Here is a 17,958-nt window from a genome sequence, read left to right as displayed (position 1 = left end):
TCCTACGGTCATTCTCAGCAATTAGAGAGATATTTCTCGAATAATAGAGAACTACTCACGAGGATGTGAGCCGGTGCGTGCAGTCGTCCTGCGAAACGGTGAATTAACGGTCCGCGAGACCGCCGACCCAGTTCCCGGTCCGAACGAGCTGCTCTTGAAGACGCTGAGCACGGCGATCTGCGCCTCGGACGTCCATTTCATGGACCATCCCGAACTCGCGATCGACGATCCGACTGGCCGGTCGCTCTACGACGTCGACCGCGACATCGTCATGGGTCACGAGTTCGTCGGCGAGGTGATCGGCCACGGCCCGGGGTGCAGCGACGCGTTTCCGATCGGGAGTCGGGCGACATCGATGCCGATCCGGTTGGTGGACGGCGGTGCAGGCGGACTCCGCATCATCGGCCAGCACCCCGAGGCGCAGGGCAGCTTCGGCGAGTTGCTCGTGGTCCCGGAGGCGACGGCCAGGGTCGTCGATGGATCGGTTTCCAGCGACGCGATCGCGATCGTCGATGCGTTCGCCGTCGGCGAGTACTACGTCCGGGTCGCCGAACTCCAACCCGGTGAGATACCGATCGTCGTCGGTGCGGGTGCGATCGGCCTGTCGGCGGTTGCGGCGTTGTCTGCCCGCGGTATCGCGCCGATCATCGTGTCCGACTTCAAGGCGGAGCGCCGCGAACTCGCGCGCTCAGGCTTCGGCGCGCACGTACTGCACGATCCCGCCGAAGGATCTGTGTTCGATGTCTTCCGCGAAACGCGCCTAGAACACAAACTGTCCGGAACGGCGGTGGTGTTCGAATGTGTCGGAGCGCCGGGCCTCATCAACTCGATCGTCAAAGAGGCGGATTTCTACACCCGCATCTACTGCGCCGGTGGCTGGTACACCGGCGACACGCTGGACATCACCGAGGCGACCCGCCAAGGACTGACGCTCCGGTTGGGCGGCGGGCCGATGCCTGAGGACTGGTACGGCGTGCTCGACGCGGTGGTCGAAGGACGCCTCGACCCGATGCCCAGCGTCGGCAGGATCATCAGTCTCGACGCTGTGCCCGATGCACTCGACGAGGCTCGCCGGTCTGACGGGCCGCCTCGCATCGTTGTGCATCCGAACGGAGACGTTGCATGAGTGACCGAGACGACCTCTTCGACCTGACGATTCGCTACGCCACGGCCATCGATACCCGGCAGTACGCGCTGTTGAAAAAGGTCTTCACCGACGACGCGCAACTGGATTATGGCGAGGTCGGCAAATGGACGGGGGGCGCAGAGGTCGCCGAGTTCATGGAGGCGGCGCATGTCATGGCGACCCACACCATGCACCGGATGACGAATCAGGCGATCGAGATCGACGGCGACATTGCCACGATCCGCACGTATGTCGACGCCCTCATCCTTTTCGAGGGTGGGGGGGCGAACCCCGTCGGCTATTACGACGATCAAGCGGTGCGGACACCAGACGGCTGGCGAATCGCACGTCGCTCCTACACTTCCGTTCGCCTCGTCACGGTGCCGGCGCCATGACCGATATCGCTGAGAAGTATGGCCCGTGGGCCCTGGTGGTCGGTGCGTCCGACGGAGTCGGGGCGCTGTTCGCTGAGCGCCTTGCTGACGAAGGTGTGAACGTCGCGCTAGTGGCCCGTCGACAACACGTGCTCGACGGGGTGGCCAACGGAATCAGCGAGCACACCAGTACCGAGACGCGGACGTTTGCCATCGACCTCACCGACCCCGACGCTTCGCAACGAATCATCGAGGCGACTGATGACCTCGAGGTCGGCATGCTGGTGTATTGCGCGGGCGGCGATCCGAATTATCAACCCTTCCTTGCTAATCCGGTGTCGGCAGCGGAAGACCTACTGCAACGCAATTGCCTGGTATTGATGCGGTTGTGTCACCACTTCGCAGGCCAGATGGTCGAGCGGGGGAGAGGTGGCATCGTGAACTTCACGTCGGGGGCCGCGCTGGCCGGTGGCCGAAACATGGTGGCTTACGGTGGAACTAAAGCCTTCGACATGGTGTTCACCGAGGGTTTGTGGGTGGAGCTGCACGACAAGGGTGTCGATGTGCTTGGACTGGTCCTCGGCATGACGGACACCCCGGCGTTGCGAAAGTTGGAGTTCGGGCGCGGGCGCCTGACGTCTATCGACGAGGTCCCCGAGGGCGCGGTCACCGCCGCAAGCGTCGTCGACGAGGCGTTCGCCAACCTCGGTAACGGACCGACGATCGCCACCGGCGATGACATCCGGATGGCCTTTGAGCTCTTCAAGTCCATGTCACGCAACGACGTGGTCCGACTGATCATGCAGATGTCCACCGAAGTCATGGGTACCGACGACCGCCAGGGAAGTTAGACACCGAGATGTTCACCCTTCGCTTCGACATGCGGGCACCGTCGATCGGTGCATCTCCGACGGAGCTGTACGCGGCCGCAAGCGAGATGTCTGCGTGGGCGGAGACCCGCGGGTGCGTTGCCGCCGTCTTGTGCGAGCATCACTGCGCTGACGACGGATATCTCCCGTCGCCGCTGCTGCTCGGCGCGGCGATCGCCGCGCGTACCGAGCAGTTGATGCTGAACTTGGTGATCCTCCTTCCGTTCTACGACGTCGCGCGCTTGGCAGAGGACATGTCAGTCCTGGATCACATCAGTGCCGGCCGGGCGACCTATGTATTCGGGATCGGTTACCGCCAGGAAGAATACGACCACTTTGGATTGTCGCTATCCGATCGCGGGCGGCTGGCCGACGAGAAACTTGGGCTGCTGCGGCGCCTACTCACGGGAGAAGAGGTCATTCACGCCGGCCGGCGGATGAAGGTGACCCCGCAGCCCCGAACCCCCGAAGGTCCCATGATGAGTTGGGGCGGTGCCAGCCTCGCTGCCGCGCGTCGCGCAGGCCGCAACGGTCTTGGCCTGCTGGCCAATGGGGGTGTTTCCGGAATGCAGGAGGCCTACGAAAGTGCTTGCCGGGAGAATGGTTTCGAACCGGGTTTCATGCTGATACCCGAGAAGGACGCGGCTACCAATTGCTTTGTCGCCGATGATGTTGACGCGGCATGGGACGAGATCGGCCAGTATCTGCTGCACGACGCGATGGCCTACTCGGAATGGAATCCCGACAACACCGTATCGGCGAATATCACCACAGCCAAGACTGTCGATGAGTTGCGGTACGAATCAACGTCTCACGTGATCCTGTCAGTCGACGAAGCACGAAAGCGGCTTGCCGCAGGCGAGGTGTTCAACATCAATCCGCTGTGCGGAGGAATACCCCCGGCGATCGCGTGGCCGTACTTGAAGACATTCGCCGAGCTGGGCTAGTGGAGAGGAAGACATGAGCAGCGATCGCGTGGCCTTGAACGAAGAGATTGCCTTCCAGAAATGGGAGGGTTATGCGAAACCCATCGACCGTGGCCGCCACGTGAATTTTGGTGAGAAGTTCGTCTTTGCAACCGATTACGTGATGATGAGCCCCCATTTCAACGATGGCGCCGCCCAGTCGGCAGCCGAGATGTTCTCCGACGAGGTGGCGGCGGCCATGGCCAAGTACGCGCCCGACGGCGACATGCTTACCGCGGAATGGCGAATGTGGTGGAAGCACATGCCGGACTATCGCCTCGTCAGTCCGTTCGAATATGTTGCCGGAGACTGGGGCTTCTCGACCTGCGACACCTACGCGGGGACGCTCGCCGACGGCACGGTGTTGGAACTGCGGGAATGGGACTACATCTGGGTCAACGAGGAGGGCAAGGTCACGCGCTGGGACTGGTTTGTCGACCCCGACAAGTGGGAGCAGTTGCTGGGGCTCGTCGGGCTCGATCCAAAGGGTTTGACGAGCCAGCAGTACACGGTCAACTTCTTGCGGGAGGGGGGCGTCGGCAGCTGAGGCTGACGACAACAGAACGTTGCCCCGTTCTTGGTGTTCTGGGTGCTGCCTAGTTGAGAACATTCGTTCTCAATATTGGTACGAGGCGTTTACCCTTACGTTGCGGACAGTGTGAAACGACAGGAAAGGCGCCAATGGTGGCAGTTGAGAAATCTCGAATGTGTCGGGTTGTCCACGTGGGCACTGGTTTGACCGGTAAGCAGGCACTCCGGGCGATTATCGATGACCCCGCTTTGGAACTCGTCGGCGTCAAGGTGTCGACGCCCGAAAAAGCCGGAGTAGACGCTGGTCGCCTGTGTGGTGTCGCGGATGTCGGTGTTTCGGCAACTGATGATCTCGACGCAGTGCTGGCTCTCGCGCCCGACTGCGTTGTCTACTGTGCCACTGCGGTTCGACGCGAGGCTGAAGCGATTGCAGACATCGTCACCTATCTCGAAGCGGGGATCAACGTCGTCACGATTTCGACGATACCGATGGTCTACCCGTCAGCCGCGCCGCCGGAGTGGCGAACTGCCGTGGAGGCTGCAGCGGCGCAGGGCAATTCAACCTTCTACGCCACCGGCGCCGAGCCAGGGTTCATCAGTCTCAACATTCCCACCGCCCTGCTCACCGGTGCGGGCATCGTCGAGTCCTATCGGATGGACGAATACGCAATCGACTTGGACAAGTCGTACCCAATCTGGGATGTCCTGCACGAATCCATGGGATTCGGAAAACCGGACGGGCATGTACCAGCTCGAATCGCGTCAGGCAAGGTCAACCATGACTGGGAGACTGTGGTGCGGTATATCGCCGACATACTCGGACTGGAACTCGACGGTGTCGAACTGGATTGGGAAACACTTCTCGCGCCGACAGATCTCGAGACCGCGATCGGCGTGATCCCGCAAGGGACGATTTGCGCGCACCGCTGGCAACTCGCCGGCGTTGTCGATGGCCGGCCCGCGGTCGCGGTTCAATACTTCGCCACTGTGAGTTCAACACCCTGGCCGCAGCGCTGGCCGAGGCCGTCGAGGGAGGACCAAGGCGGCATGGTCATCCGCGTCGAGGGCTCGCCGAGTATGTGTCTGGAGCTGTATTTCGAGCAGTCAGCCTCAGATCGGGTGAACCCGGGCGTGGCCGTGACGGCGTTGGCTGCGGTCAACTCCGTACCCCAGGTCGTAGATGCGCCGACAGGTGTCCTCACCCAGCCTTTGGCAGGTCCTGCGATCGTGAGCAGGCAATCGCGGACTAGACGTCAGTAGGAGAGGCTGTTTGCCACTGGGTCAGCTTTCGACACCGCCTTGACGCAGGAAGTTGACGGTGTAGCCCTGGTAGGTGAGTACGTCGGGATCTAGGCCGATGAGCGCCAGGAACGGGTACCACTCGCGGGAGTCGACGAACCAGTCCCAGCGAGTGATGTGTCCGTCCGCATTGGTCCAGATATAGTCCCACTCCCGGAGTTCCAGCACCGTCCCGTCGGCGAGCGTCCCCGCGTATGTGTCGCGGGCCGCAAAGCCCCAGTCGAAAACATCACAGTCGAACGGCGTGACGGTTCTGAAGTCCGGCATGTACTTCCACCACATGCGAAACTCCGGGGTGAGCATGTCACCGTCCGGCGCGTAGGTGGCCATGGCTGCTGCCACTTCGTCTGAGAAGAGGTCGGCCATCGACTGCGCGACACCGCCGTTGAACAAAGGGCACATCATTGTGGCATCGGGTGCGTAGATCCACTCGTCGCCGTAGTGGACATGGTTCGTTTCAGGGGCCTTGGCGTACGCCTCCCACTTGGCGTGGGCAAGTCTTCCATGCAACCCCACGCGATTGACAGTCATGCATCCGCCCCTTTCGTTAGATGCCGATGAGTTCCTTGAGGTTGCGGCCCATCACACGCGCGGTGGTGTCGGGCGGTAGGCTCGCGAGTTCACTGACGAACTCCGCGGGCTCAGCCAGCCCCTCAGGATGCGGGTAATCGGAGCCGAACATCACCCGGTCCGCGCCGAGGATCTCGACGAGGTGCGACATGTCCTCTTCGTGGAACGGGTTGACCCAGATATGCCTGCGGAAGGTATCGGCGGGATGTTCGCTGAAATCCGACGGCTTCTTGCGGTAGACCCGATCGAACACGTCCATCAGTCGGAACGCCCAGGAGCCGCCGTTCTCCACCACGCCGATGCGCACGCCTGGGAATCGCTCGAACACCCCGTGGGCGATGAACGCCGCGAGCGTGTCGAAGATGTTGCGGCTCTCCTCATAGATGAATCCGCGCAGCTTGCTCAACGCGAAGCCGTTGAACTCGGTCGCGTCCTCCCAGTCGTCGACGTAGCGTTCATAACCGGAGTCCGAGTTGTGCATCTGCACCGAAATTCCGGCGGACTCGACGAGGCGCCAGAAGTCGTCGAACTCCGGAAGCGCGGGTGAGCGTGACGTGCCGTCCTCGCGCGGCACCGGCGCCGGGCGGATCAGCACCGTCCTCGCGCCGTTGTCCAGGCACCACTCGAGTTCTTTGACCCCAATGGCGGGATCGTTCAGCGCGATCGCCGGAACCGGGAAAATGCGGTTTTGGTAGTTGAACGTCCAGTCGTCGAGCAGCCAGCGGTTGAATGCATGCGTGACCGCGTGGGTGAGCTCGGTATCGGATTTGGTCCGCTCCTCGAGCATGCCAGCCGTCGTGGGAAACATCACCGCGCCGTGGACGCCCTGGCGATCCATCAGTGCCAGGCGCAGGTCCGGGCGCCGGAATTCGTCGGGGCAACGGATCGGCTGGGCCAGCTCGCGCAGCGTTTTACCCTCCGGGTTGTTGCCCCGGAAGTAGTCGGACCACGCACCCGGTGTGGGAATCACCTCATACGTCGGGTTCGGGATGCACTCGGTGACGACGCCCAGGATCTGCAGTTTCTTGCGACCATTGACGTCAATGAACTTCAGCGCCTCGGAATACTTGTCCGGCAGATAACGCGTGTAGGCGTCGATGGTTTCGTACATGTGGTTGTCGGCATCCCACACCTCGAATGTCTTTCCGTCGCTCACCAATGCCTCCAACCTGCGCGAGAATGTTGATTCTCAAGATAGCAAACGGTGGTATCCGTCGGCCGGCCGCCTCAGAGATTCATGAAATGACCGCCGTCGACCCCCAGCGTCTGCCCAGTGACATACCGCGCCGCAGGGCCGACCAGAAACGCGACGGCGGCGCCGATGTCGCGCTCCGGGTCGCCGATGCGCCCAAGCGGCACCCGCCGCGACAACCTCTCCGCCATCGCGGGATCGGCCTGGATCGCCGCGGTCATCGCAGGCGAATAGGCAAGCGGAGAGACCACATTCACGGTGATCTGATGTGGTGCCCACTCCCGGGCCAGGCTCTTGGCGAACCCGCGCAGGGCACCCTTCATCGTTGCGTATAGCGGCAATGTCGCACTGCCCTCGATACCCGCAGGCGACGTGAAGACCAGGAAGGTGCCGCCGCCCTGTTTGAGCGCGTTGAATGCCGCGGCGGCGCAGTGGTGCGCGCCACCGACCGAGACGGAGTAGTGGTCGTCGAGCAGCTGCCGGTCCACATCCTCAAGCCGGTGCGGTTGGCTGGACTTGTTGCTGGTGGCGTTGTGCACCACGGCGTCGAGACGCCCGGTTTTCTGCAGCGCCAATGCCACCGCGTCAGCGACTTGCTGCTGATCGGTCACGTCGCAGCGCGCCCAAGTCGCTCGATGTCCGCGTGCTGCGATTTCGTCGGCGACGCCGGTCTCGGAGCGGGAGGCGATAAAGACGTGCGCGCCATCGGCGGCCAGGGCCATGGCGATACCTCGCCCGACCCCGGCGCCTGAACCGGTCACGAGGACTGCGTGGCCGTCGAGACTCACGGCAACATCACCGAACCTCCGTCGACGACGATCGTGTCGCCCGTCAGGTTGTACAGATCACTACGCAACAGGAACCTCGCGGCCTCGACGATGGAGTGGGTCAGTGTGGCATCGTTTCGCTCTGCGGCAGCGGTCAAATGGGACGCATCGCCGGCGACTGCAAACAGGGCTAGAGGTGCGGCGATCATGTTGACCGCGATTCCCTCGGAACCCCATTGCCGCGCAGCCGATTTGGCCATCGACCGGATGCCCTCGATTGCAGTGGTGTAGTCGACCAGCCCGGCCGCGCCGACCATGCCGATTGTCGGCACGATCAGCACGATCCGACCGCCGCCCGCCATCGATGAGCGCGCCCTCTGCAGGGCGACCAGCGTGTGCCAGATCGTTTCGTCGGCCGCGGCATGACCATCGATGACGACGACGTTGTCGAACGCCTCAGTCAGCGTCTTCGTCAACGCATCGGCGGGGCCGATGACGATTGTGGTCACGCGTCGGCCAGCGCGGCGAGTTCGCGTTTGACCACCTTGCCGACGTCGTTGCGCGGCAATTGCTCGACGAACACCACGCGGACAGGCACCCGGTAGGGCGTCAGGCGCTCACGGCACCACGCGATCAGATCGTCCTCGGACAGCTCGGTATGACAGGCGACGAACGCCCATGGCACCTCGCCGAGGCGTTCGTCGGGAATCCCCACTACCGCGGCTTCTCGCACGCCATCGGCTGCGAGTAGCACGTCTTCCACCGTTCCCGGAAAGACCTTGAGGCCGCCGCGGTTGATCATGTCCGACACCCGGCCGTCGAGCCAGAGGAATCCGTCCTCGTCAAACCACCCGAGGTCGCCGGTGTGGAACCAGCCGTCGTCGGTGAGCCTGTCGAGGAACGCGGAATCGATCTTCCGCGCGGCGGTCGTCGGAGTGCGGACCATCACCTCGTCGTCGGCGATCGTGACATCAATGCCTGGCAGCGGACGCCCGACGGAGCCCAGTTTGGTCTCGCCCCACTCGCGCGCATCGGCGGCTGACCATCCGACGACCTCGCCTCCGAGTTCGGTTTGGCCGTAGGAGTTGAGCACGATCACGCCGAACTTGTCTCGGAAGCGTGCGGCTTGCACGGGGGATAGGGGAGCGGTGATCGATCGGACGATCTTGAGCGGCGACAGGTCCGTGACCGTTTCGTCGTGTAGGACCATGGTCAAGGCAGCGGGCGGCAACACCGTGGATCGCAGTTGATGGCGCTTGACCAGAGCGGCGAAGTCGGCAGGCGAGAACCTGTCCATCAGCACAACACCGGAGCCGGCGCGAAATGCGAAGAGCACTTGATAGATACCGGCCCAAAGGGACAGCGACAGCGGAACCAGGTTCGGCATTGGGGCGGATTTTGGTTTACCTGGCGAGGGTTTCCGACCGCGGAGTTTCTCGAGTAGCCGGTCGATCAAGTCGAGGACTGTCGCGTGCCGAAGCGGCACGGGCTTCGGCGCACCCGTGGTTCCCGAGGTGAATTGCAACAACGCGACGTCGGGGTCGTACTGTCGAGGGTCGGACGGCATTACAGATGACGGCGTCAGTGACCACGTCAACTGTGACCCGGAGACGACGGGTAACCCCGACGTCGAGAATCGCTGCGCCAGTTCTGGAATCGTGATCACAGCGACCGGCCGCAGCGTCGCGAGTTGCTCTTCCAACTCCGCGTCGGCCGCCCGAGGGTTGAGTGGCGTGTAAACGCCGCCGGCTCGCCATGTGCCGAACAGTGCGGCGACGGTCGTGGCGTCGTTGGGCAGCATGGCCGCGACCACTTGGCCGGTCACCAGCCCCGCTTCGTCGAGTAGCCGGCCCAAATGATCAGCGCTTGCGATGAGTTCATCGCGTGAGACATCGACAGCCAAAGTGTGCACTGCGATTTCGGGGAGTTCGGCCAGCAGCTCGGCGAGACTCACGAGTCCGCCTCCAGCGGTTGCCAATCGGGCGTCCGCTTGTCGGCGAACGCCTTTGGACCCTCGTTCTGGTCGGGATGACCCCACATCGAGGTCAGGTGCTTCGCACCCTCCCTGCATGCGTCGGTCAAGCCGTACTCGAGCGCACCCCACAACGCGCGCTTGGTCGCGCGCATGGCGGCCGGTGAGTTCTTCGCGATCTTTTCCGCGAGCTCCTGCGCAACGTCACGCAGCTTGTCGGGTGGGTCGACGATTTGGCTGATCATGCCGAGTTCATAAGCGCGCTGGGCGCTCAGACGTTCGTGACTGCCGACGAGTGCCATCCGCAGAATCGCTTCAGCGGGCACCTTGCGCATCAGAGCAATGGTTTCCAGCGCGCTGACCTGGCCGATGGAAACGTGCGGGTCAACAAAGCTGGCGTCCGAGGCGGCAATGACGACATCGGCATCGGCGACCCAGTGCAGTCCGCCTCCTGCGCAGACGCCGTTGACGGCGGTAATGACGGGCTTGCCGACATTGCAGTGCCAGCCCGTGAGCTTCAGGTCCAGTGAGCGCATGGTCTCCTGGAACTGCTGCACCGCTTCGCCGTCGAGATCGTCGACATCGGCGCCCACCTGGAACGCTCTGCCGTTACCGGTGTGCACGATGACGCGCACAACGGGGTCAGCGTCTAACTCGGCCCATGCTTTCGGGAATTCCTGGCGCATCAGCGCGTCGTAGGCATTGAGGCGATCAGGACGGTTGTTGATGATCCAGCCGACGGGGCCGCGCCGCTCGACAATGAGCCTCTCGTATGTCATGAAACCTCCAGAGGTTGCCAATGGGCGGGGCGTTTCTCGCGCCAGGCCCGTGCGCCCTCGGCGTGGTCGGGATGGTTGCGCAACCGCCAGATCTCTTCGGCGGCAGCATTCTTGGCTTCACACAACCCGACTTCGAGGGAATGCCACAATGCCCTCTTCGTGGCCCGCATCGCGGTGGGTGAATTGGTCGCCACGGAGCCGGCCAACCGTCCCGCTGCCGCCCTGAGCTGTCCGGCCGGCACGACTTCCGAGACGATGCCCAATTCGAACGCGCGCTGCGCGGAGATGCGCTCACCGTTACCGCTCAACGTCATTCGGGTGATCGCCTCCATCGGCGATTTTCGCAGCAACGTGATCGCCTCATACGCGACTGCCTGCCCCACCGAAACGTGGGGATCGACGAACGAAGCCTCCTGCGCGGCGATGACGATGTCGGCGTCGGCAACCAGATGAAGCCCCCCGCCCGCGCACACCCCATTGACCGCTGCGATCACTGGCTTCCACACCTCACAGTGCCACGACGAAATCTTCAGCGTGGCGTCCCTGGTCCGGCGCGAATGTTTGCGCATCGCCTCTTTGTCCCGAGCCACCTGCACGACGTCCATGCCGGTGCAGAAGGCCTTCCCGTTGGCGGTGTTGACGATCACACGCACATCGGGGTCCGCGTCCAGTTCGGCCCACGCGGCCTCGAGTTCATCGAGCATCAGCGCATCGAACGCATTGCCGGCTTCCGGGCGGTTGAGGATCAGCCAGCCGACGCCGTCGGACCTTGCGACGGTCAGACGCTCGTAGTCGCTCACGAGCGCGGAATGTCTTTCCAGGGCTTGCCTTTCCAGGGATCCGGCTCTCTCGGCAGTCCGAGTACACGCTCTCCGAGGATGTTCTTGTTGATTTCGGTGGTACCGCCCTCGGTGCTGTTGGCGAGGCTGCGCATCATGCCCTGAACTTCGCGCGGCAGCGCATCTGGATCGTCGGTAACAGGCCACGCCACCGCTGCGGTGCTGAGCAGGTCGACCATCAGATCCTGGATCTGCTGATTGAGCGTGGCCTGATGGACCTTCCCGATCGAGGACGCCGCGCCAGGCGACTGTCCGGCCGAAAGCGCCGCGCGGACACGGGCATTGGTCCAGCCGCGGATCTGTTCCTGCGCCCATAATCGCATGACCTTGTTCCGGATGACGGAGTCGGCCCACCGGCCGGTTTCCTGTGCGAGGGTGATCAACCGTTCGGCGCTGGAGCCGCCGAGACGGCCCATCCCGCCCGAGCCCGAACCCGAAACCATCTGTCGCTCACTGGATAGCGTCGACGCGCTGACTCGCCAGCCGTCGTTGACCTCGCCAACGCGATGAACGTCGGGCACCCGTGCGCCCTCCAGGAACACCTCGTTGAACTCCGCCTCACCGGTGATCTGTCGCAGCGGTCGAACCTCGACACCGGTCTGGTGCATATCGAGCAGGAAGTAGGTGATGCCTTTGTGTTTGGGCTCATTGGGATCGGTGCGGGCGAGCAGGATCGCGAAGTCGGCCTCATCGGCCCATGTCGTCCAGACTTTCTGCCCGGATATCACCCAGTCGTCGCCATCGCGGACGGCCTTCGTCGCCAGCGACGCGAGGTCGGAACCCGCACCGGGCTCGCTGAACAGCTGACACCACTTTTCCTCGTTGCGCACGATGGGCGGTAGGAAGCGCAGGCGTTGCTCCTCGTTGCCGTGACTGAACAGTGCCGCGGCAGCGTTGTTGAGGCCCAAAGGATTCAGGCGGGCTAATCGGAACGGTTCCAGCACCTTTTCAATGGCGCGGGCGAGGTCGTTGCCGATTCCCAGGCCGCCGTACTCGGGCAGCCATGTCGGGGCGACCAGACCCGTCGCCGCGAACGTCGGATACCACTGCCGGTAGTCCTCGAGGCTGCGCACCGACCGCAGAGCTGCCGGTCCTTCGGACGCGGCCGCCCGCCATGCGGCGGGGACCTCGGCCTCGATCCACCGTTCGACTTCGGTGATTGCGTCGGCGGTGCTGGTGGCTTCGGTGATCGACAGCATTATCGACCCTCGAATTTTGTGTCGCGTTTTTCCCGAAAGGCCGCCAGGCCCTCTTTGAAATCCTCGCTGCGGCTGGACAGTTCGAGCGCCAGGGCTTCGTTCTGCAGGTGGCGGTCGAGGTCGAGACCGTTGCCGCTCTGCAGCAGCCACTTTGTGAGCCCAAGCGCAACCGTCGGTGCCTCGGCCAGCCTGGTGACGAGTTGCTCTGCGGCCGAATCCAAATGACCGTCGGCGTGGGCGCCGTGGATGATCCCCCACTCGGCCGCCGTCGCCCCGGAGATCTCCTCGCCGAGCAACAGCAGTTGTCGGGTGCGCACCATCCCGACGAGTCGCGGCAACAGCCACGCCGCCCCGCTGTCTGGAGTGAAGCCGCGCGACATGAAGGGCTCCCAGAACCGCGCGTCGTCGGCGGCCACGCAGAAGTCGGCGGCCATCGCGAGGTGGAACCCGAGACCCGCCGCCCACCCGCGGACCACGGCGACGATCGGGACCTGGGTTTCGAGCATCAGCGGTATGAGCCTGTTGGCCTTGTTGGGCAGACGGCGCTGCGTGCTGCCGACGCGCGGCTTGCGTTCCGAGCGTGCGTTGTTGGCGATGAGATCTGATCCTGCGCAGAAATCGGGGCCTGCGGCATCGATCTGGATGACACGCACCGACTCGTCGACACCTGCGGCCGCGAGATGGCCCACCAACGCGTCGAGCATCACGTCGTTCACCGCATTGCGTTTGTCGGCGCGGTCCAGGGTCAGCGCGAGGACCGGTCCCTGTCGTTCGGCGCGAAGGCCGTCCACGCTGGCGTAGCTCACGTCAGCGCTCGGCGAATTGCGCGGACACCGCAGTGAGCAGATCCGCCAGGTTGGTCGACGCGCCGGGCGGGTCCGGTAGGCGAACCGGACCGTGCTTGCGACTGGGCAGAAGAATGCTGGCATGTCCCGGCGCGGTGACTTCGCCGCGCTGATTCGTCGCACTCAACTCGACATCGACTGCGGGACGATCACCTTCGGCGAGATACTTGCGCGTCACGGCGCCGGAGATCGTGTGCAGATCGCCGACATAGTTGAACAGTCGGAACTCGCAGTCGAGCTTCCACAACCAAGCATCGTCGCCCATCCAGTCGGTGCACAGGTGGATCAGCCACGTTTCGCGCATCCGGCCGTAGTCGAACGTGGTCGGGTTGCCGGCGTTGCGTGCGGCGTCGGGTTCCCAGTGCACGCGCTGCTGAACGTCGGGCACGCCGTGCTCGTTGGGCGTGTAGAAGCGGGGGATCCGCTGCCGGTTCTGCCACGCCAGTCGAAGCGGCCGCACACCGTACATCCCAGTGCCCATCCCGACATGCCAGCAGACCATGTCGGTCACCGTCAGCGGGCCCTTCGTCAGTGGCCCGAGCACGTCACCCTCGTTGACGTCCTCCCACCACCGGGGTTCGGCGCCTCGCGCTGCCTCGTTGGCAAGCCGCTCGTCGATGTCGGCGATCTCCTCGGCCGTCCACGTTTTGAGCTCGACGGCCTCGTACTTCTTGCGTCCACGCGCCTTGCTGCGTTCCGTGCGGATCATGTTGCGGTACTGACCGCCGAGGATGACGCCCTCGTCGTCGCGGAACACCTGGGCGGACCATTCGTGGACCGCACGGTCGGCGAACTCGCTGCGCTTGTCGAGCGCCGCGACCAACGCGTTGCGCCGGAAGACGCGGTGGTTCGCGCGCAGCGGGGCCCACCACTCCCGTGCCGATGAGGCATAGAACGCGTGCACGCCGCGTAGCGGGTCGCCCTTGGTCAGCGCGCGCTCGTCGTCGGACAGCGTCGTGACCTCGTCCTCGCCGATGAGGGTGTCACCGCCGACGAGTGCGGGGGGACCGATGGGCTCGCCCCATACCGATTTGGCGGCGTATTCCGGATCCGACCACAGTGGGTTGGCGTCCCCGTAGCTTTGGGCTACGTGCCGGAAGGCGTCCTCATTGGGGCGGAAGTAGTGCGGAGGCTGTGTATGGGGGACCGCGATGCCGATGGTGGCGCGCAATCGGGCCAGCCCCTCATCGGTGATCTGGCCGGTCTCCATCCAGTGCCTCCTCCCGGGCCCGCATCGCAGTCGGATCGACAGTGGAAATTAAGATACCCGAAAAGCGGAAACGCCGTTAACGCAGGGGATGAAGGACATGGGTGAAGAAGCTTCCGGAATCGTTGTCACGCTCGGCAATGACGGCATCCAACGCATCACCATCGACAGGGCCGAAGTTGGAAACTCGTTGTCGCCCTTGGCTCGTGATGCACTTACTGAAGCCTTTTTGCAGGCCGACGGCAACCCTGCCGTACGCGCGGTGTTGCTTGGTGCAGCCGGCACTCGGCACTTCTGCGCAGGCGCGGGCCTCGCTCCACGAGCTGAGGGTGCTGAGCCGCAACCGACGCCAGAGAAACGGCCGGGGGATATCGCTCGGATGCTGCAGCAGGGTTGGCAGCGGCTGGTCGCGTCGGTTCTGGACTGTGACAAGCCGGTGGTCGCGGCCGTCAAGGGTATGGCGGTGGGTGCTGGGGCAAGCCTGGTGTTGGCCTGTGATCTGGTCGTCATGTCCACAGAGGCAGAGCTAGTCGCGGCGTTCGTGCACCGCGGGATTCTGCCCGATTCCGGGGCCATTCACTTGCTGACGCGAATCGTCGGGTTGCGCAGGGCCACTGAACTACTGATGCTCGGCGAATCCGCGGATGCCGCGACGTGCGATCGGCTTGGGCTGGTGAACCGGGTGGTCGCTCCGGAGAAAACCGACGCTGTAGCCGAAGAGATCGCAGGGCGACTGGCCACCGGGCCGACCGTGATGCTGGCCCTGACGAAGCGACTGCTCTCGGTGTCGTCGGAGTCGGGCCGAGACCGCGCCTTCGAGCAGGAGGCCTGGGCCGCCGAAGTGGTTTCACGCACCGCGGACCTACAGGAGGGCCTGTTGTCGTTCGCGGAGCGTCGTCCTCCCCGGTTCAGGGGGTTCTGACGTCACCCCTTGGTAGGCCCGCCGCGGATGGTGAACGAGGAGATGTCGTCGATCCGGTCGATGGACTCGGCCACCAACTCAGCAGTCAGTGCGCTGTCCTCGATCCCCTTGGTCTGTCCGATGAAGACTCGCGACACCTTTCCCGCGCCCACCGAATAGATGTGTGCCGTACGGTCACAGCTGTTGTGCGCCAGGTAGACCACCACCGGGGTGACGAGTTCTGGGTCCATCGACTTGCCTGCCTCGCCCATGATGTCCTCGGTCATGCGGGTTCGAGCGATCGGAGCGATGGCATTAATGGCGATGCCGTTGCGGGCTCCCTCGATGGCGAGCACGTGCATCATGCCGACCAGTCCCATCTTGGCGGCGCCGTAGTTGGCTTGCCCGAAGTTGCCGAACAGGCCAGTGCCCGAAGTGGTCTGGACTATGCGACCGTAGTTCTGCTCGCGCATGACCGGCCACACAGCGCGAGTCACGTTGAAAGCGCCTGCGAGATGGACGGCGATCACCGCATCGACCTGCTCGGCGGTCATGTTCTTGAATGCGGCGTCGCGCAGTATGCCCGCGTTGTTCACCAGGATGTCGACTCGGCCGAAGGCTTCCATCGCCGCGGCGACGATCGCAGCGCCGCCGGACTCGGTGGCAACCGAGTCGCCGTTGACAATGGCCGTGCCCCCCGCTGCGGTGATCTCGTCGACCACACGCTGTGCCGCGGACGTCGAAGCGCCGCTGCCGTCGACGGCGCTGCCCAGGTCGTTGACCACGACGCGAGCACCCCGGCGCGCGAGTTCGAGAGCGTGACAGCGCCCGAGGCCGCCGCCTGCGCCGGTCACAATGGCCACCTGACTGTCGAAAGTTATTGGCTGCATGGGTGAGAGGTTACATTTACCTCAGATGAGAACCATCATTTGCATCAGAGGACCCCATGACTGGCTCGACTGAGCTGCTGCGACAGGCGCGGCGCAGGGCCGAGGCGTTGCAGGATCGCTACCGCGCAGCCGAATTGTGGTCGTCGGAGCCGGTTGACGTCTTGCGGCAAGCCGCGGCGCGAAGCCCGGACCTGCTGGCACTGGCTGAAAGGAACGCCGAACTCAGCTACACCGATCTGGACGCGCGTGTGGACGTGGCCTGCGACGCGCTGTTCGAGGCAGGTGTCACCTCGTCGACCCAGGTCGTGATCGTGGTGGGCAACGACGTCGACTCCGTGGTGGCCCTGCACGCCGCGCTGCGGCTTGATGCGGTGGTGCTCCTGGTGCCGCGCAGCGCGGGCCCGACCCAGGTGTCCGACATCATCGCCCGCACGGGCGCGGCTTACGGAGTCGCGCCGAACTGGCCCGCCGTGGCAGAAGTTGCGGGAATGTGCACCTGGGTCGAGCTCGATGGCCGCACTGGCGCAGGCACGGTTCGCCAGTCGCAACGACCCGCTGACGAGCCGTCCTTCGTCTTGTTCACCTCGGGCACCACGTCGCGGCCGAAGGGCGTCATCCATTCGGTGAGCACACTGCTCAAAGCCTCGTCGAATTACATTGAAGCGACCGGCCTTGGCGCCGATGACCGGATATTCCTCATCAGTCCCCTTGCATCCATCACTGGCGTGCTGCAGGCGGTCTTCGTCGGTCCGATGCTGTCCGCTCCTGTGGTGCTCGAGGACCGCTGGAGCCCGTCGGCGACCTGCGAGCTACTGGTTTCCACCGGTGCGACCTGGTACGGGGGGCCGGACCGGTTGTTGGACAGGTTGCTCGACGAAGCTGTCGACGGGGGCGAGGCGGTTCCTCTGCGGGCGGTATGCCTTGGCGGGACGATGCTGGACCGGCGAATCGTGGAACGCATCGAGGACGAGTTCGGGATCATCGTCGTCCGGGCGTACGGATCATCCGAGGTGCCGGCGAGCACATGTGGACTGCGCACCGAACCCAGAGACGTCCGCCACGCCGACGACGGGAGGCCGCTCGCCGACGTTGAGGTGCGGGTCGGTTCGGCTGGCGATCCGAGCGAATGCTGCATCCGCGGTCCGCACGCGTTTCTCGGATACACCGACGCCGATGACGACGCTGCGGCATTCGACGGCGAGTGGTTTCGCACGGGCGATGTCGCCGAGCTGACCGGTGGCCGGGTCCGAGTTGTCGGTCGCATCAAGGACATCGTGATCAGAAACGGCATGAAGATCCCCGCCGCCGAGGTCGAAGAGGCCGTCGCCAGGATCGCCGGAGTCCGTGACTGTGCGGCCTACTCCGTTGCCGATTCCGCCACCGGAGAACGACTCGCCATGGCGATCGTGCTCGAACGCGGAGTCGATCTGTCGCTGGCCGCTGTGGTGGACGCGCTTGTCTCTGCAGGGCTGCCGAAATACAAGCTGCCCGAGGAGCTGGTGTTCTGGGATCAGCCGTTGCCGGTCAACGCCAACGGCAAGGTCGAACGCAACACGCTGGACGCCCGCTCAGAGGGTCGGCCACGGGTCGTTGCCGACCGCCTCGCCTCCAAACGCTGACCGTCGGAGGGGGT

Annotated in this window: 19 protein-coding genes; 8 read left to right on the top strand and 11 right to left on the bottom strand. The window is 64.1% G+C overall.

The features are described 5' to 3' along the window. Positions 1-73: 73 nt before the first annotated feature. The 6 genes from ACWW36_RS28995 to ACWW36_RS28970 all read left to right on the top strand — a co-directional run bounded on the left by ACWW36_RS28995 (position 74) and on the right by ACWW36_RS28970 (position 5,125). Positions 74-1,126, top strand: a complete 1,053-nt coding sequence (locus ACWW36_RS28995) for a zinc-binding dehydrogenase (protein ID WP_456139349.1) — start codon at positions 74-76, stop codon at positions 1,124-1,126. Beyond that, the gene (locus ACWW36_RS28990; protein WP_456139348.1) at positions 1,123-1,521 is read left to right on the top strand and encodes a nuclear transport factor 2 family protein; all 399 of its coding nucleotides are present in this window, start codon (positions 1,123-1,125) and stop codon (positions 1,519-1,521) included. Before ACWW36_RS28995 ends, ACWW36_RS28990 begins: the two co-directional genes overlap by 4 nt. Further along, complete coding sequence (locus ACWW36_RS28985) at positions 1,518-2,351, top strand: SDR family NAD(P)-dependent oxidoreductase (protein ID WP_456139347.1); 834 nt, start codon at positions 1,518-1,520, stop codon at positions 2,349-2,351. The genes ACWW36_RS28990 and ACWW36_RS28985 overlap by 4 nt, the downstream gene beginning before the upstream one ends. A gap of 8 nt (positions 2,352-2,359) precedes the next feature. Then, positions 2,360-3,316, top strand: a complete 957-nt coding sequence (locus ACWW36_RS28980; protein WP_456139346.1) for an LLM class flavin-dependent oxidoreductase — start codon at positions 2,360-2,362, stop codon at positions 3,314-3,316. A 13-nt stretch (positions 3,317-3,329) separates the two neighbouring features. Then, a complete protein-coding gene (locus tag ACWW36_RS28975) occupies positions 3,330-3,881 on the top strand; it encodes a hypothetical protein (RefSeq protein WP_456139345.1) in 552 nt (183 codons plus the stop codon). A 134-nt stretch (positions 3,882-4,015) separates the two neighbouring features. Beyond that, the gene (locus tag ACWW36_RS28970) at positions 4,016-5,125 is read left to right on the top strand and encodes an NAD(P)H-dependent amine dehydrogenase family protein (protein ID WP_456139344.1); all 1,110 of its coding nucleotides are present in this window, start codon (positions 4,016-4,018) and stop codon (positions 5,123-5,125) included. Between the two features lie 21 nt (positions 5,126-5,146). Here ACWW36_RS28970 and ACWW36_RS28965 read toward each other — a convergent pair whose 3' ends face one another. From ACWW36_RS28965 to ACWW36_RS28920, 10 genes are all read right to left on the bottom strand, one after another. Further along, on the bottom strand, positions 5,147-5,695 hold the full coding sequence (locus ACWW36_RS28965) for a hypothetical protein (protein ID WP_456139343.1): 549 nt from the start codon (positions 5,693-5,695) through the stop codon (positions 5,147-5,149). Positions 5,696-5,711: 16 nt separating this feature from the next. Further along, positions 5,712-6,845: an amidohydrolase family protein gene (locus tag ACWW36_RS28960; protein WP_456142667.1), complete on the bottom strand. Its 1,134-nt coding sequence runs from the start codon at positions 6,843-6,845 to the stop codon at positions 5,712-5,714. A gap of 116 nt (positions 6,846-6,961) precedes the next feature. Then, positions 6,962-7,714: an SDR family NAD(P)-dependent oxidoreductase gene (locus tag ACWW36_RS28955; RefSeq protein WP_456139342.1), complete on the bottom strand. Its 753-nt coding sequence runs from the start codon at positions 7,712-7,714 to the stop codon at positions 6,962-6,964. After that, positions 7,711-8,202: an SDR family oxidoreductase gene (locus tag ACWW36_RS28950; protein ID WP_456139341.1), complete on the bottom strand. Its 492-nt coding sequence runs from the start codon at positions 8,200-8,202 to the stop codon at positions 7,711-7,713. Before ACWW36_RS28950 ends, ACWW36_RS28955 begins: the two co-directional genes overlap by 4 nt. Further along, positions 8,199-9,647 carry a class I adenylate-forming enzyme family protein gene (locus tag ACWW36_RS28945; protein WP_456139340.1) on the bottom strand — a complete coding sequence of 483 codons (1,449 nt, stop codon included), beginning with the start codon at positions 9,645-9,647 and terminating at the stop codon, positions 8,199-8,201. The genes ACWW36_RS28950 and ACWW36_RS28945 overlap by 4 nt, the downstream gene beginning before the upstream one ends. Continuing rightward, entirely contained in the window at positions 9,644-10,444 is an 801-nt protein-coding gene (locus ACWW36_RS28940) for an enoyl-CoA hydratase/isomerase family protein (protein ID WP_456139339.1), read from the bottom strand. Before ACWW36_RS28940 ends, ACWW36_RS28945 begins: the two co-directional genes overlap by 4 nt. Further along, positions 10,441-11,244, bottom strand: coding sequence for an enoyl-CoA hydratase/isomerase family protein (locus tag ACWW36_RS28935; RefSeq protein WP_456139338.1), 804 nt, complete (start codon positions 11,242-11,244; stop codon positions 10,441-10,443). The genes ACWW36_RS28940 and ACWW36_RS28935 overlap by 4 nt, the downstream gene beginning before the upstream one ends. Next, positions 11,241-12,482 (bottom strand): acyl-CoA dehydrogenase family protein, encoded by a 1,242-nt coding sequence (locus tag ACWW36_RS28930; RefSeq protein WP_456139337.1) that lies wholly within the window; start codon positions 12,480-12,482, stop codon positions 11,241-11,243. Before ACWW36_RS28930 ends, ACWW36_RS28935 begins: the two co-directional genes overlap by 4 nt. After that, on the bottom strand, positions 12,482-13,288 hold the full coding sequence (locus ACWW36_RS28925; RefSeq protein WP_456139336.1) for an enoyl-CoA hydratase/isomerase family protein: 807 nt from the start codon (positions 13,286-13,288) through the stop codon (positions 12,482-12,484). The genes ACWW36_RS28930 and ACWW36_RS28925 overlap by 1 nt, the downstream gene beginning before the upstream one ends. Before the next feature lies 1 nt (position 13,289). Continuing rightward, positions 13,290-14,537 (bottom strand): hypothetical protein, encoded by a 1,248-nt coding sequence (locus ACWW36_RS28920; protein WP_456139335.1) that lies wholly within the window; start codon positions 14,535-14,537, stop codon positions 13,290-13,292. Positions 14,538-14,625: 88 nt separating this feature from the next. Between ACWW36_RS28920 and ACWW36_RS28915 the strand changes: the two genes are divergently transcribed. Beyond that, the gene (locus ACWW36_RS28915; RefSeq protein WP_456139334.1) at positions 14,626-15,456 is read left to right on the top strand and encodes an enoyl-CoA hydratase/isomerase family protein; all 831 of its coding nucleotides are present in this window, start codon (positions 14,626-14,628) and stop codon (positions 15,454-15,456) included. Positions 15,457-15,458: 2 nt separating this feature from the next. Here ACWW36_RS28915 and ACWW36_RS28910 read toward each other — a convergent pair whose 3' ends face one another. Beyond that, entirely contained in the window at positions 15,459-16,325 is an 867-nt protein-coding gene (locus ACWW36_RS28910) for an SDR family NAD(P)-dependent oxidoreductase (RefSeq protein ID WP_456139333.1), read from the bottom strand. Positions 16,326-16,381: 56 nt separating this feature from the next. On the opposite strand from ACWW36_RS28910, the gene ACWW36_RS28905 reads away from it, so the two are divergent. Next, entirely contained in the window at positions 16,382-17,944 is a 1,563-nt protein-coding gene (locus ACWW36_RS28905; RefSeq protein ID WP_456139332.1) for an AMP-binding protein, read from the top strand. Positions 17,945-17,958 lie beyond the last annotated feature (14 nt).

This window comes from Mycobacterium sp. MMS18-G62, from assembly GCF_053877835.1.
This window is presented reverse-complemented; position numbering and strand designations above follow the sequence as displayed.